Origin of the sequence: Streptomyces mirabilis (assembly GCF_039503195.1) — a bacterium.
GTDB classification, from domain to species: domain Bacteria; phylum Actinomycetota; class Actinomycetes; order Streptomycetales; family Streptomycetaceae; genus Streptomyces; species Streptomyces mirabilis_D.
Genome location: NZ_JBCJKP010000001.1, coordinates 1902803 through 1916931, shown reverse-complemented (window position 1 = coordinate 1916931; position 14129 = coordinate 1902803). Strand labels below are relative to the sequence as shown.

17 protein-coding genes, 1 pseudogene and 1 riboswitch are annotated in these 14129 nt (G+C 70.5%); of the genes and pseudogenes, 9 read left to right on the top strand and 9 right to left on the bottom strand.

Annotated elements, in window-relative coordinates:
* Positions 1-80: 80 nt before the first annotated feature.
* The 4 genes from AAFF41_RS09265 to AAFF41_RS09250 all read right to left on the bottom strand — a co-directional run bounded on the left by AAFF41_RS09265 (position 81) and on the right by AAFF41_RS09250 (position 2668).
* The gene (locus AAFF41_RS09265) at positions 81-602 is read right to left on the bottom strand and encodes a DUF6328 family protein (protein ID WP_319750680.1); all 522 of its coding nucleotides are present in this window, start codon (positions 600-602) and stop codon (positions 81-83) included.
* 87 nt (positions 603-689) lie between these two features.
* Positions 690-1163 (bottom strand): C40 family peptidase, encoded by a 474-nt coding sequence (locus AAFF41_RS09260; RefSeq protein WP_319750679.1) that lies wholly within the window; start codon positions 1161-1163, stop codon positions 690-692.
* Positions 1164-1166: 3 nt separating this feature from the next.
* Positions 1167-1321: riboswitch (cyclic di-AMP (ydaO/yuaA leader) on the bottom strand.
* A 377-nt stretch (positions 1322-1698) separates the two neighbouring features.
* Positions 1699-2004: a hypothetical protein gene (locus AAFF41_RS09255; RefSeq protein ID WP_054228981.1), complete on the bottom strand. Its 306-nt coding sequence runs from the start codon at positions 2002-2004 to the stop codon at positions 1699-1701.
* 7 nt (positions 2005-2011) lie between these two features.
* Positions 2012-2668, bottom strand: a complete 657-nt coding sequence (locus AAFF41_RS09250; protein WP_060902455.1) for an ATP-dependent Clp protease proteolytic subunit — start codon at positions 2666-2668, stop codon at positions 2012-2014.
* Between the two features lie 202 nt (positions 2669-2870).
* Here AAFF41_RS09250 and AAFF41_RS09245 point away from each other — a divergent pair, with 202 nt between their 5' ends.
* The 8 genes from AAFF41_RS09245 to AAFF41_RS09210 all read left to right on the top strand — a co-directional run bounded on the left by AAFF41_RS09245 (position 2871) and on the right by AAFF41_RS09210 (position 9766).
* Positions 2871-3149 (top strand): type II toxin-antitoxin system Phd/YefM family antitoxin, encoded by a 279-nt coding sequence (locus AAFF41_RS09245; RefSeq protein WP_060902456.1) that lies wholly within the window; start codon positions 2871-2873, stop codon positions 3147-3149.
* Between the two features lie 269 nt (positions 3150-3418).
* Positions 3419-3721 (top strand): urease subunit gamma, encoded by a 303-nt coding sequence (locus tag AAFF41_RS09240; RefSeq protein ID WP_054229180.1) that lies wholly within the window; start codon positions 3419-3421, stop codon positions 3719-3721.
* Between the two features lie 15 nt (positions 3722-3736).
* Entirely contained in the window at positions 3737-4048 is a 312-nt protein-coding gene (locus AAFF41_RS09235) for an urease subunit beta (RefSeq protein WP_319750678.1), read from the top strand.
* Positions 4041-5762, top strand: a complete 1722-nt coding sequence (locus AAFF41_RS09230; protein WP_319750677.1) for an urease subunit alpha — start codon at positions 4041-4043, stop codon at positions 5760-5762. The genes AAFF41_RS09235 and AAFF41_RS09230 overlap by 8 nt, the downstream gene beginning before the upstream one ends.
* Positions 5762-6436, top strand: a complete 675-nt coding sequence (locus AAFF41_RS09225; RefSeq protein WP_319750676.1) for an urease accessory protein UreF — start codon at positions 5762-5764, stop codon at positions 6434-6436. Before AAFF41_RS09230 ends, AAFF41_RS09225 begins: the two co-directional genes overlap by 1 nt.
* A gap of 148 nt (positions 6437-6584) precedes the next feature.
* On the top strand, positions 6585-7268 hold the full coding sequence (gene ureG, locus AAFF41_RS09220) for an urease accessory protein UreG (protein WP_343323824.1): 684 nt from the start codon (positions 6585-6587) through the stop codon (positions 7266-7268).
* Positions 7265-8026 (top strand): urease accessory protein UreD, encoded by a 762-nt coding sequence (locus AAFF41_RS09215; RefSeq protein ID WP_319750673.1) that lies wholly within the window; start codon positions 7265-7267, stop codon positions 8024-8026. Before ureG ends, AAFF41_RS09215 begins: the two co-directional genes overlap by 4 nt.
* 141 nt (positions 8027-8167) lie before the next feature.
* On the top strand, positions 8168-9766 hold the full coding sequence (locus AAFF41_RS09210) for an alpha/beta hydrolase (protein ID WP_319750672.1): 1599 nt from the start codon (positions 8168-8170) through the stop codon (positions 9764-9766).
* Positions 9767-9827: 61 nt separating this feature from the next.
* Here the strand turns inward: AAFF41_RS09210 and AAFF41_RS09205 are convergent, their stop codons facing one another.
* Both AAFF41_RS09205 and AAFF41_RS09200 read right to left on the bottom strand, forming a co-directional pair.
* Positions 9828-10553 carry a lysophospholipid acyltransferase family protein gene (locus tag AAFF41_RS09205; RefSeq protein ID WP_343323823.1) on the bottom strand — a complete coding sequence of 242 codons (726 nt, stop codon included), beginning with the start codon at positions 10551-10553 and terminating at the stop codon, positions 9828-9830.
* Between the two features lie 110 nt (positions 10554-10663).
* A complete protein-coding gene (locus tag AAFF41_RS09200; RefSeq protein ID WP_319750670.1) occupies positions 10664-11182 on the bottom strand; it encodes a CGNR zinc finger domain-containing protein in 519 nt (172 codons plus the stop codon).
* A 26-nt stretch (positions 11183-11208) separates the two neighbouring features.
* Here AAFF41_RS09200 and AAFF41_RS09195 point away from each other — a divergent pair, with 26 nt between their 5' ends.
* A complete protein-coding gene (locus AAFF41_RS09195) occupies positions 11209-11718 on the top strand; it encodes a GNAT family N-acetyltransferase (RefSeq protein ID WP_319750669.1) in 510 nt (169 codons plus the stop codon).
* A 94-nt stretch (positions 11719-11812) separates the two neighbouring features.
* Here AAFF41_RS09195 and AAFF41_RS09190 read toward each other — a convergent pair.
* From AAFF41_RS09190 to ddaH, 3 genes and pseudogenes are all read right to left on the bottom strand, one after another.
* Positions 11813-11962 (bottom strand): annotated as a pseudogene (locus AAFF41_RS09190) (hypothetical protein); the annotation flags it as partial.
* Positions 11963-12001: 39 nt separating this feature from the next.
* Positions 12002-13252 carry an ornithine--oxo-acid transaminase gene (rocD, locus tag AAFF41_RS09185; RefSeq protein WP_075025345.1) on the bottom strand — a complete coding sequence of 417 codons (1251 nt, stop codon included), beginning with the start codon at positions 13250-13252 and terminating at the stop codon, positions 12002-12004.
* A complete protein-coding gene (ddaH, locus tag AAFF41_RS09180; protein ID WP_343323822.1) occupies positions 13249-14070 on the bottom strand; it encodes a dimethylargininase in 822 nt (273 codons plus the stop codon). Before ddaH ends, rocD begins: the two co-directional genes overlap by 4 nt.
* Positions 14071-14129: the final 59 nt, after the last annotated feature.

Sequence of the window (14129 nt, the reverse complement as noted above, 5' to 3'; positions counted from 1 at the left end):
GGTCGACCCGAAGGCGCCGATCACCTTCCCCAGCCGACTGCCGCGGTTCGTGCCCGCGGGCAGTCAGGCGATGAGCGCGCTCACGGTTCTCGGTCCGGTGCTTCTCTCGGAGCCGTCGCTCCGCTGACGACGGCACGGTGCACCAGGCCGGGCAGGAGGCCCCACAGCGCCACACAGACGAGCAGGGTGCCCGCGCCCGAGGCGATCCCGGCGGCGCGTCCCAGCGCCACGTCCACGACGAGCAGCACCGATCCCGTCAGCGCCAGCATGAGCACGCCCATCCCGACCGTGGCCAGGACGGAGGAGACCCGCACGATGGCCGGCTTCGCGCCCTGCCGGAAGAGTGACCTGTGCAGCGCGGCCGGCGCCGTGAAGAGCGCGGCGGCCACCACGGCCAGCAGGAGGGTGGTGACGTACGTGGCGCGCTGCATCGTGTCGAGGGACGGGAAGCGCGGGGTGAATGCCAGCGTCAGCAGGAACGCGAAGAGGATCTGCACACCGGTCTGCGTGACGCGCAGCTCCTGGAGCAGTTCGCCGAAGTTGCGATCGGCGCGCTCGAGGGGCGTCTCGTTCCGCTCCTTGGAGGAAGGTCGCTCAGCCATGCTGAACGATTAACCGGTTCGCCCGCTTTTCACGCCCGGGCGTGGAACCCCGAGGGGGTGCCGGCCGGCGGCACCCCCTCGGGCAGGTCAGCTGACCCGGCCGTACCAGACGCTCTTCGTCCAGATCTTCTGCAACTTCACGACCTCCCCTGTCTTCGGGGAGTGCCAGATCTTTCCCTTCCCGGCGTAGATGCCGACGTGGTACACGTTCCGGCCCGAGTGGAAGAACACCAGGTCTCCGGCCTTGCGGTGGGACGCGGAGATGTGGTGCGTCTTGTTGTACTGCGCCGCGGCCGTACGAGGCAGCGTCTTGCCCGCCTTCTTGTACGAGTAGAGCGTGAGCCCGGAGCAGTCGAAGCGGCGTGGCCCGGCGGCGCCGTACTGGTACGGGGAGCCCTTCTTGGAAGCCGCGACCTGAAGTGCCTTCGTCGCCAACGTGGCCGCTTCGGCGTCGGATGCGGCGCCAGGAACCACGAGGCTGCCGCCCACGGCGGCGATGGTGAGCACCGAGGCCGTACCGGCCCGGGTCCACAGCGACGGGACACGATTGAGCGCAGTCATGCGCAACCCTTCGTCAGCCGCCTGTGAAGGATGACCTGTCGGATTCGGGCTGGCGAAGTAGCCCGGCCGCTTGCGCGGCTTCACCCCAAGGACCGCCCGGATCTCTCCGGCGACCCGTCTTGCTGGGTCCTCCACTCCTGCCGATGCACTTCTGTCGACCGGTCATCCGGGCAGCGGCAGGACTCGGCGTCCGCCCGGACCGCCCCGCCGCTGTGGCGGGGGCTTGTCGTCGGAAGGGATCTTCACGCATAGCGGTCGGAAAATCCGAGCGGAACCGGCGATTTGTGGGGTTACTCACCACTCACCCGTTCGGGTGGACCACCCTCTGTTCGGGCGATGTTGGGGACACCGACGACGCGCCCACCAGCACTGGAGCGTCTCATTCCGCCTCTGGGTTACGCGCGTTGCGCAACTTTTTCGGTTCCCCGAAGGGGCCTGCGACTACTCCATCAGGGGGTACGCCATCTGGTCCGTTTGAACCCCGGGCCGGACGCCTCGCCGACTCGGCGCGCACGGCGACCCGGGCGTGGATGTGTCAATTGTCGGCGTCGGGCGGCAGGGTGACGCGGGCCGCCCGCCGCTCACCGTCGAGGACGCGCAAGGCCTGCGCCAGCGTCGGCGCGTGCACCTCGCTCTCGCCGCGCTGGTGCATCAGCGCGAGGGCGTCCCGCAGCTCGGTGGCCTTGGCGACCAGCGCCTGGGCGGCCCGCAGCCCACGGTAGGTGTCTCCGGGCCTGGCCGGGTTGATACGGCCCAACAGGTCGACCACGTCGAGGTAACGGTCGATCAGCTCGGCCTCGGCTCGTGTCAGCGCGGGCAGCGGGGGCAGTTCGGGCACCATCGGCGGATCACCTCGCGTCGGGTGTGGCGTTCCTCGCACCGGGCGCGGTGCGCGAGGTCTTGCGGCTGGGGATGATCCCGTCCACCAGTCCGTACGCCAACGCGGCCTGAGCGTCCAGGATCTTGTCCCGCTCGATGTCGGCGGCGACCTGTTCAGGACTCTGCCCCGTGTGCCGTACGAGCATGTCCTCCAGCAGCCTCCGAGTGCGCATCAACTCCTCGGCCTGGAGGGCCAGATCGCTCGCCTGTCCCTGTACCGGCTCGGGAAGTGACGGCTGATGGATCAGCACCCGGGCCCCCGGCAGCGCGAACCGCTTGCCCGGCGCGCCGCCGGCCAGCAGCACGGCGGCGGCCGACGCGGCCTGCCCCAGGCAGGTGGTCTCCACGTCGCAGCTGACGAACTGCATCGTGTCGTAGATCGCCGTCATCGCGCTGAACGAGCCGCCGGGGGAGTTGATGTACAGCGCGATGTCCTGGTCCGGCGCCAGGTATTCGAGGTGCATGAACTGCGCCATCACGTCGTTCGCCGAGGTGTCGTCGATCGGCGTCCCGAGGAACACGATCCGCTCGTCGAGCAGCTTCGAGTACGGATCCAGGGTCCGGTGCCCCATGCTCGTCCGCTCGGTGAACTCGGGCAGGACATGACGGGCGGACGGTTCATTCATGGCACGCGCCTCCTGTGAAGGGTTCTGTAAAAAATGTACAGGACGTACAGAGCGACGGAAGGGTGCTCGGCTGACAGCGAAAATCCCCGTGCGCCGCCGGTGGAGAGGGTCGCCTGATCGTGCGAACGGATCGTTTTCGGTGGAGCTGAACGAGATCGTCCGCTCTGTGGGGGTGTCGGGGGCCCGGTCTAAGCTGGTGGGCATGGCCTACGAGATTCCGGTGACGCAAGCCAGGGCTGAGCTCGCCGATCTGATCAACCGGGTGGTGTACGGGGGCGAGCGCGTCGTTGTGACACGGCACGGCAAGCCCCTCGTCGCCCTGGTCTCCGCCGCCGACCTGGAGCGGCTCGAGGAACTCCCGGAGTCCGCCGACGAGCAGGTGGTCAGCTCCCTCTCCAGCGTCCGCGAGGTCGCGTCCGCCCCGCGTGAGCGCCAGCGCTTCGGCATCGCGGCGGAGCACCGGGGGCACGGCGCCTCTTAGGGCCCCCTCGGTGGTGACGGCGACGGTGACGGCCGCGTCGAAGGCGGGCGGCCATCGCGCCGTATACGGTCCGGCCCCTGGCCTCGTCCCGGGCGGCGGCCTCGACGACGGCCCGGGAGCCGCCACGTCGGTCAGGCGTGGATCACAGCCCGGTTAACGTCCTCGAAACGACGGCCAACTAGCGTGCCCATCCACGCCACCAGGGGTTTTGGTGGCTGCGGCCACCGGACCCCGCACGGTCCGGAGCGAGGACTGTGAGGTGGGACGCCGTGCAACTGACCCCGCACGAGCAAGAGAGGCTGCTGATCCATGTGGCCGCCGACGTGGCCGAGAAGCGACGGGCCCGCGGGCTCAAACTGAACCACCCCGAGGCGGTCGCCCTCATCACGTCGCACATCCTCGAAGGCGCGCGCGACGGTCGTACGGTCGCCGAGCTGATGTCCTCCGGACGCAAGATCCTCACCCGGGACGACGTCATGGAGGGCATCCCCGAGATGATCCACGACGTTCAGGTCGAGGCGACCTTCCCGGACGGCACCAAGCTCGTCACCGTCCACGACCCGATCGTCTGAGGGGGAGCGAGAGCCATGATTCCCGGAGAGTTCCTGTTCGCCGACGGACCCGTCGCCTTCAACGAGGGCCGCGAGATCACCCGGCTGACCGTTCTCAACGCCGCCGACCGGCCCGTCCAGGTCGGCTCCCACTACCACTTCGCCGAGGCCAATCCCGGTCTGGACTTCGACCGCGCCGCCGCGCGCGGCAAGCGGCTCAACGTCGCCGCCGGCACCGCCGTGCGCTTCGAGCCCGGGATCCCCGTCGACGTCGAACTCGTTCCGCTCACCGGCGCCCGTGTCGTGCCCGGCCTGCGCGGGGAGACCGGAGGTGCCCTCGATGCCTGAGCTTTCCCGCGCCGCGTACGCCGACCTGTTCGGCCCCACCACCGGCGACCGCATCCGACTCGCCGACACCGACCTGCTGATCGAGATCGAGGAGGACCGTTCCGGCGGCCCCGGGCTCGCCGGTGACGAGGCCGTCTTCGGCGGCGGCAAGGTCATCCGCGAATCCATGGGCCAGTCGCGCGCCACGCGCGCGGAAGGCACTCCGGACACGGTCGTCACGGGTGTCGTGATCGTCGACCACTGGGGGATCGTCAAGGCCGACGTCGGCATCCGCGACGGCCGGATCACCGGCATCGGCAAGGCCGGAAACCCGGACACCATGGACGGGGTCCACCCCGACCTCGTCATCGGCCCCGAGACCGAGATCATCGCGGGCAACGGACGGATCGTCACCGCGGGTGCCATCGACGCGCACGTCCACCTGATCTGTCCGCAGATCGCCGACGAGGCGCTCGCCTCCGGCATCACCACGCTGGTCGGCGGCGGCACCGGTCCCGCCGAGGGCTCGAAGGCGACGACGGTCACTCCCGGCCCCTGGCACCTCGCCCGGATGCTGGAGGCGATGGAGCAGTACCCGCTCAACTTCGGTCTGCTCGGCAAGGGCAACACCGTCTCGCGCGACGCGATGCTGTCGCAGATCCGGGGCGGGGCGCTCGGTCTCAAGCTGCACGAGGACTGGGGCTCCACGCCCGCCGTCATCGACGCCGCGCTGACCGTCGCCGACCGCACCGGTATCCAGGTCGCCATCCACACGGACACCCTGAACGAGGCCGGGTTCGTCGGCGACACGCTCGCCGCGATCGCCGGCCGCGGCATCCACGCCTACCACACCGAGGGTGCGGGCGGCGGGCACGCCCCGGACATCATGACCGTGGTCTCCGAGCCGCACGTACTGCCCAGCTCCACCAACCCGACCCGGCCGTACACCGTCAACACCGCCGAGGAACACCTCGACATGCTGATGGTCTGCCACCACCTCAACGCGGCCGTCCCGGAGGACCTGGCCTTCGCCGAGTCCCGCATCCGGCCCTCCACCATCGGGGCCGAGGACGTCCTGCACGACCTGGGCGCCATCTCGATCATCTCGTCCGACGCGCAGGCGATGGGCCGGGTCGGCGAGGTCATCATGCGGACCTGGCAGACGGCCCACGTGATGAAGCGGCGGCGCGGCGCCCTCCCCGGTGACGGGCGCGCGGACAACCACCGCGTACGTCGCTATGTCGCCAAGTACACGATCAACCCGGCGCTCGCACAGGGCCTCGCCCGCGAGATCGGCTCCGTCGAGACCGGCAAGCTGGCCGACCTCGTGCTGTGGGAGCCCGCGTTCTTCGGGGTCAAGCCGCAGCTCGTCATCAAGGGCGGGCAGATCGCGTACGCGCAGATGGGCGACGCCAACGCGTCCATCCCGACACCGCAGCCGATCCTGCCCCGGCCGATGTTCGGGGCGATCGGACGGGCACCCGCCTCGAACTCGTTCAACTTCGTGGCGCCGCTCGCCATCGAGGACGGACTGCCGGAGCGGCTCTCGCTGGGGAAGCGGTTCGTGGCGATCGAGTCGACGCGTGGGGTGACCAAGGCCGACATGCGGGAGAACGACGCCCGGCCGCGGGTACGGGTCGATCCCGACAGCTTCGCCGTGCACATCGACGGGGAGCTGGTGGAGGCCACCCCGGCCTCCGAACTGCCCATGGCCCAGCGTTACTTCCTCTTCTGATGTCCCGCGCGGCACTACTCGTCCTGGCCGACGGCCGCTTCCCCGCCGGAGGGCACGCCCACTCCGGCGGGGCCGAGGCGGCGGTCAAGGCCGGGCGGATCAGCGGGGCGTCGAGCCTGGAGGACTTCTGCCGGGGGCGCCTCAACACGGCGGGGCTGGTATCGGCCGCCCTGGCCGCGGCGGCCGCGCTCGGGGTCGATCCGGCGCTGCTGGACTCGGCCGCGGACGCACGCACGCCATCGCCCGCTCTGCGGGTCGCCGCGCGGCGGCTCGGACGGCAGCTGATGCGGGCGGCTCGGGCGACCTGGCCGTCCGGGGAACTGGACGCGCTGGCACGGGCCTTTCCCAAGGGAGCGCATCAGCCGGTCGTTCTGGGGCTGACGGCGCGGGCCGCCGGGCTCGGGCCCGAGGACGCCGCGTACTGCTCCGCGTACGAGAGCGTCAGTGGTCCGGCGACCGCGACCGTGCGGTTGCTGAGCCTTGATCCGTTCGATGCCACCGGGGTGCTGGCCCGGCTCGCGCCGGAGCTGGACGTCGTGGCGCGTGCGGCGGCCGATGCGGCGCGGAACGTGGCCGACGGTGGGGTCGACGCGTTGCCCTCGGCGTCGGCGCCGTTGCTGGAGATCAGTGCGCAGGCGCATGCCGCTTGGGCTGTACGGCTCTTCGCGTCGTAGGTGGATCCCCCCCGCCACCCCTACCCGTTCCCCTCCCTGGGGGCTCCGCCCCCAGACCCCCGGTACCGGCCCGAACGGCCTCGTCCTCAAACGCCGGACGGGCTGGATGGTGCCGGCCCGGGCCGAAGAAGAATGTGGAGCCGCCATCATGCATCTCGACCACGATCACTCCCACGACCGGGCCTTGGCCGTCAGTGCCGACGCTCGGCGGCCCGACGGCTCGCGGCGCGCTCTGCGCATCGGGCTCGGCGGGCCCGTCGGGTCCGGGAAGACGGCGACCGTCGCCGCGCTCTGCCGGGCGCTGCGGGACGAGCTGTCGCTCGCGGTCGTCACGAACGACATCTACACACGGGAGGACGCCGAGTTCCTGCTGCGGGAGGCCGTGCTCCCCCCGGAGCGGATCACCGCCGTGGAGACGGGGGCGTGCCCGCACACCGCGATCCGGGACGACATCTCCGCGAACCTCGAAGCGGTGGAGGACCTGGAGGACGAGGTGGGCCCCCTGGACCTCATCCTCGTCGAGTCAGGGGGTGACAACCTCACCGCGACGTTCTCCAAGGGACTCGTGGACGCGCAGGTCTTCGTCATCGACGTGGCGGGCGGGGACGACATTCCGCGCAAGGGCGGGCCCGGTGTCACCACCGCCGACCTGCTCGTTGTCAACAAGACCGACCTCGCACCGTACGTGGGGTCCGACCTGGGGCGGATGGCCGCCGACGCCAAGGCGCAGCGCGATGAGCTGCCCGTCGTCCTCCAGTCGCTGCGGACCGAGGCCGGGGTGACGGCCGTCGCCGACTGGGTGCGGGAACGGCTGGCCGCGTGGACGGCATGACCACAGCGGGAGTGCGGGCCACCGCACGGATCGGGGCACGGGCCGACGGGCGCGGCGGTACCGCGCTGCCCGTGCTGGAGGGAGAGGGGCCGCTCGCCCTGCGGCGCACCCGGGCGAGCGGGGACGAGGCACGTGTCATGCTCGTCGGGGCGATGAGCGGGCCGCTCGGCGGTGACCGCTTCGCCGTGGAGGCGGAGGTGGGGGAGGGGGCCCGACTGCACGTCGGATCGGCCGCCGCGACCATCGCCCTGCCGGGACAGGCCAAGGGCGAGGCCCGTTACGACGTGCGGCTCGACGTGTCCGGTGGGGGTGAACTGCGCTGGCTGCCCGAGCAGTTGATCTCCGCCCAGGGGAGTGACCTGTACGTGTCCTCGCGCGTCGAGCTCCGGTCGGGCGCTCGGCTCGTCTTCCGGGAGGAGCAGGTGCTCGGGCGCGTCGGCGAGCAACCCGGACGGCTCACCAGTCGTCTTACCCTACGGCTCGACGGACGGCCGCTGCTGGACCAGGAGCTGTCGTGCGGCCCCGGGGCACCCGGCGGCTGGGACGGTCCCGCGGGGCTCGGCGGGCATCGGGCGCTGGGTCAGCTCGTCGTCGTACGACCGGAGTTCGAGAGCGAGCCGCCGCAGGCGCGGCTGTTGGAGGAGTACGCGGCCGTCATGCCGCTTGCCGGACCCGCGGTCCTGGTGAGCGCCCTGGCGCCGGACGCGCTGCGACTGCGGCGGGTACTGGACGAGGCATTGCGCACACTCGACCGATAAGTCGACAAGTACTCTCCGCTCAACGGGACTTGGTACTCCGGTTATCGGAATGGTAAAGAAGGCCGGTCACCCCTGTTCTCAGGGACCTCACAGCAGAAAGGATCCCCGTACCAATCGCAACGATGTACGGGGAGGTCCCACTTGAGGGCTAAGAGACCGACGAGACGCCTGACCGCGTTCGCTTCGGCCGGAGCACTCGTCACGGCGACCCTGATAGCCGGAGCCGTCGCGGCGCCGTCGGCCACCGCCGACTCGCGTCACGGTCAGGACCGCGAGGCCCGCGGCGCGGCGATCGCCGCCGCCCGAGCCGCGAAGGCCGGGATCAACTGGCAGGACTGCCCTGCGGACTGGGGCTTCGAGAAGCCGATCCAGTGCGGCTGGGTCTCCGTCCCGCTCGACTACGCCCACCCCTACGGCAAGCAGATCAAGCTCGCCGTCGACCGCATCGGGAACACCGGGACCAAGGCGGAGCGCCAGGGCGCGCTCGTCTACAACCCGGGTGGCCCCGGCGGTTCGGGCATGCGCTTCCCGCGCCGCGTCACCACCAAGGCGCCTCTGTGGGTGAACACCTCGAAGGCGTACGACTTCGTGGGCTTCGACCCGCGCGGTGTCGGCCACTCCGCCCCGATCTCCTGCATTGACCCTCAGGAGTTCGTCAAGGCGCCCAAGGCCGACCCGGTCCCGGACTCCGAGGCCGACAAGCGCGTCCAGCGCAAGCTCGCCGCCGCCTACGCGGACGGCTGTGCCAAGCGCAGCGGCAAGGCGATGCTGGCGCAGATGACCACGCCCAACACCGCCCGCGACCTGGATGTCATCCGGGCCGGACTCGGTGAGAAGAAGCTCAACTACCTGGGCGTCTCCTACGGCACCTACCTCGGCGCCGTCTACGGCACCCTGTTCCCGGGCCACGTCCGCCGCATGGTCGTCGACAGTGTCGTCAACCCGGCGAAGGAGAACATCTGGTACCAGGCCAACCTGGAGCAGGACATCGCCTTCGAGGGCCGCTGGAAGGACTGGGAGGACTGGGTCGCCAAGAACGACGCCGCCTTCCACCTCGGCGACACCCGCGCCAAGGTCCAGGACCAGTGGCTGAAGCTGCGGGCCACCGCGAAGAAGAGCCCGCTCGGTGGCGTCGTCGGACCCGCCGAACTGATCTCCTTCTTCCAGAGCGCCCCGTACTACGACTCGTCGTGGGTGCCGGTCGCGACGGCGTTCAGCAAGTACGTCGCCGGTGACACCCAGGCACTCGTCGACGCCGCGGCCCCCGACATGTCCGACACCGCGGGCAACATCGCCTCGGAGAACGGCAACGCCGTCTACACGGCCGTCGAGTGCACCGACGCCAAGTGGCCCACCAGCTGGTCGAAGTGGGACAAGGACAACACGAAGCTCCACAAGAGCTACCCGTTCATGACGTGGGCCAACGCGTGGATGAACCTGCCCTGCGCGACCTGGCCGGTCAAGCAGCAGACCCCGGTGAACGTCAAGACCGGCAAGGGCCTGCCCGCCGTCCTGATCGTGCAGTCCACGCGTGACGCCGCCACTCCGTACCCCGGCGCCGTCGAACTGCACAAGCGCTTCAAGGGCTCCCGCCTGATCACCGAGAACGGTGCGGGCTCGCACGGTGTGACCGGCCTGGTCAACCCGTGCATCAACACCCGGGTGGACTCCTACTTGCTCACGGGCAGGACGGACGCGGCCGATGTGACGTGCACCCCGCACGCCACGCCGACCCCGTAGCACCCCACGCACAGAGGGGCGGCCGGATCCCCGGCCGCCCCTTTTGCCTGTCGCGCGTCTGTCAACTCAGCGGTATCCGGGGGAATTTGCGGGCCTGGGCCGAGACCTCGGCCGCCTCCTCCGCCTTGACGACGGCCGCGTACCGGTCGACGTACTCCTGCTCGGAGAGGGTGAGGATGGCGTACATGATCTCGTCGGTGACGGCGCGCAGGATGGCCTTCTCGTTCTGCATCCCGGCGTAACGGGAGAAGTCGAGGGGCTTCCCGAAGCGGATCACCACGGGGCGGAGGCTCGGGATCTTCTGGCCCGGCGGCTGCGCCTCGAAGGTGCCGATCATGGCGCAGGGGATGACCGGAACCCCGGCCTTCAGCGCCATGACCGCGACGCCGACCTTGCCCTTGTAGAGGCGCCCGTCGTGCGAACGCGTCCCCTCCGGGTAGATGCCGAGCAGTTCGCCCCTGCGCAGCACGCCCAGTCCCTCGCGGATCGCGGCCTGGCCCGCGTCCTTGCCGGAGCGGTCCACCGGGATCTGCCCGGCGCTGCGGAAGAACGCGGCCGTCAGCCGTCCCTTGATACCGGGCCCCGTGAAGTACTCGGCCTTCGCCAGGAAGGTGATCCGCCGCTTCAGGATCGCGGGCATCAGGAAGTGGTCCGAGAACGAGAGATGGTTGCCGGCCACGATGGCGGGACCCGACGCCGGTATGTGCTCAAGGCCTTCGATCCGAGGCCGGAACGCCAGCCTCAACAGTGGACCCAGAAGCACGTATTTGAGCACGTAGTAAAACACGGTGTCTCTCCAACTCTACCGAATCGGCTCTGGGGCCGCGTTCTTCCGGACTTCATCCCTGAGGATGCTCTACTGGCCACGTGGGGGATAGGGGCGGCTCGTGACGCTCGTCAAACGCCGCGTGCCCGGTGGCGGCGGACCGCGTCGCGGTTGGCGCAGCGTGAGGAGCAGTACCGCCGGCGTCCGGTGCGGGAGGTGTCGGCGAAGATCGTGGTGCACTCGCTCACGGCGCAGCGTCGGAGGCGGTGCATGCCCCGTCCGGTCAGGTGCAGTGCGGTGCCCACGGCGATGAGTGAGAACAGTACGGAGCCGAGTGTCTGCCGGTCGTCGCGGAAGTGCAGGTGCCAGCCGCTGCCGGCGTGGTTGGTCATCCGGGGGTGGGCGGCGGCCGCCGCCAGCATCCGGTTGAGCAGCTCGGCGCGTTCGTGTTCGTCGGTGGCATCGACGACCTTCTCCCACGCCTCCAGTGCGTCCTGGGTGCGGGCGAGGTCCTGGGGAGTGGCCGGGCTCTCCAGCACCAACCCGGCGGCGCGGCAGCGGTCCGCGAGCTCCTCGGCGCCGGCCGGGCGTCGGTTGGCCAGATCGGCGGCCAGGTTCACGGCATCCTCGCCGTAAGGGTTGAGGTGCATAAGACCATTACATCAGTCTGGTCGGCATGGGACAACGCAAAGGAAACGGGCCGGCCGTGCGGCAGGCGGTGGAGTACGACCTGGTGGAGCTCGTGCGTCTGCGGGCCCTGCTGTTCGAGAACCTCGGCGGTCCCTTCTTCAGCCCCGCGTCGGCGGACGACGACTGGCTGGACGCCCTGGCCGTGGTGGTGAAGGAACAGCTGACCGCGGATGCCGTGCGCATCCTCGTGGTGGACGGTGACGGCGACAGCGACGGCGACCGTGGCCTGGCCGCCTGTGGGATCGCCACCATCGAGCAGCGGTTGCCCGGCCCGCATCTGCGCAACGGCCGGATCGGGCATGTGATCGGCGTGGTCACCGACCCGTCGTACCGGCGCCGCGGTCACAGCCGCTCGATCATGCGGAGCCTGCTCGACTGGTTCGAGGAACGTGAGGTCGCCCGAGTGGACCTGTACGCCTCCGCCGAGGGCGAACCGCTGTACCGCGAACTCGGATTCACCAACCACCCCGACCCCGCGCTGTACTGGCGCCCGTGAGCCACCGGCCTCCGTGCCGGCGCGAGGCTGGTGGTGCGGTGGGTCGCCGGCGGCCCGGGAAAGTGGTGGGCGTGCTCTCCCGGGCCGTCCGGGCTCAGGACGCGGACAGCTCCGTGCGGACCGTCCGGGCCGCGGTGACCAGGTTCTCCAGCGAGGCCCGGGTCTCGGGCCAGGCGCGGGTCTTCGGGCCGCAGTCGGGGTTGACCCACAGTCGTTCCGCGGGGAGGGCCTCAAGGAGAGCGCGGCGTGCCCACCAAGGCGCCGGCGGCCGCCGGCGCCGGTGTCAGACCCCCTGTGACAGCACCTTCTCCAAGGCACCCAGGGCGGAGTGGAGTTCCTCACCGGTGATGGTCAACGGCGGAGCCAGTCGGATCGTCGATCCGTGGGTGTCCTTGACCAGGACTCCCTCACGCATCAGGCCCTCGCTGATCTCGCGCCCGGTTCCGATGGCCGGGTCGATGTCGACGCCCGCCCACAGCCCGCGAGAGCGGAAGCCCTCCACGCCCCGGCCCACGAGCGCCGTCAGGCCACTGCGCAGGACCACGCCCAACTCGGCCGCCCTGCTCTGGTATTCACCGGTCTCCAGGAGTCCGACGACCGCGGAGCCGACCGCCGCGGCCAGCGGATTGCCGCCGAAGGTCGAGCCGTGCTCACCGGGTCGCAGCACCCCGAGCACGTCCCGGCGGCCGACCACCGCCGACACCGGCACGATGCCTCCGCCGAGCGCCTTGCCCAGGAGGAGCAGGTCGGGGACGACATCCTCGTGTTCCACGGCGAGTGTGGTGCCGGTGCGGCCCAGGCCGGACTGGATCTCGTCCGCGATGAACAGACAGCCGGCGCGCCGGGTCAGCTCCCGGACACCCGTCAGGTAGCCGTCGTCCGGGATGACGACGCCCGCCTCGCCCTGGATGGGCTCGATCAGCACGGCCGCGGTGGTCTCGTCGACGGCCGCTTCCAGCGCGGCGAGGTCGTTGTACGGGACGACGCGGAAGCCCGGGGTGAAGGGGCCGAAGCCGGCGCGCGCCGTCTCGTCCGTGGAGAAGCTCACGATCGTCGTCGTACGGCCGTGGAAGTTGTCCGCGGCCACCACGATCGTCGCCCGGTCCGGCGCGACGCCCTTCACCTCGTACGCCCACTTGCGGGCCACCTTGATGGCGCTCTCCACCGCCTCCGCGCCCGTGTTCATCGGCAGGACCATGTCCAGGCCGGTCAACTCGGCCAGCGACTCGGCGAACTGGGCCAGCCGGTCGTTGTGGAAGGCGCGCGAGGTGAGCGTCAGCCGGTCCAGCTGACGATGGGCCGCGTCGATCAGCACCGGGTTGCGGTGGCCGAAGTTGAGGGCCGAGTAGCCCGCCAGCATGTCGAGGTAGCGTCGGCCCTCGACGTCCTCGACCCAGGTGCCCTCGGCGTGGGCGACGACCACGGGAAGCGGGTGGTAGTTGTGTGCGAGGACGGGCTCCTCGGCGCGGATCAGGTCGGCGGAGGAGCGCGGACCGGCGGCGGAGGACGCGAGCGTACGGGCGGGAGCGGTCATGAGCGGATCTCCTGGGTGCAGCACTTGATGCCACCGCCGGCCTTGTGGAACTCGGAGAGGTCGACGGGGACGGGGACGTAGCCGTGGCGGGCGAGCCGGTCGGCGAGGGCCTCGGCGCGCGGCGCGATGAACACGTGGCGGCCGTCGGAGACGGAGTTCAGGCCGAAGGTGAACGCGTCCTCACGGGTCGCGAGCACCGCGTCCGGGAAGAGCCGGGCCAGGACCTCGCGACTGCCGGGCGAGAACGCCTCCGGGTAGTACGCGACGTTCGCCTCGGGCCCGTCGTCCAGGACGAAGAGCGCCGTGTCCAGATGGTAGAAACGCGGGTCCACCAGTTGGAGGCCGACCACCGGGACACCGAAGAACTCCTGCACCTCGCGGTGCGCCTCGGGGGTCGTCCGGAATCCGGTGCCGGCCAGTACGTACCGGCCCACCGGGACGAGGTCTCCCTCGCCCTCGCAGACGGATTCGGGACGGTAGACGTCGAAACCGGCCGCCTTGAACCAGGTCTCGTACGCGGTGGACTCGGGGCGGCGCTGCGGCGCGTGGAAGTACGAGCCGAAGACCCGGCCCGCCAGGACCAGCGCGGAGTTCGCCGCGAACACCATGTCCGGGAGATCCGCCACGGGCTCCACCGTGTCCACGGTGTGGCCGTGGGCCCGGTAGGCGCCGATCAGCGCCGCCCACTGGTCACGGGCCAGATCGACGTCCACGTGGGCGTCGGGATGCATCCAGGGATTGATCGCGTACTGCACGGCGAAGTGTCTGGGTTCACAGACGAGAAAGCGCCGAGGGCGCGGCACACGGCTGTCAGGCACAGAGAGGTTCCTCCGCTTCCTGCGGTGTCGACTGGGGGTGCCTCCAAGGTAGGAAACGG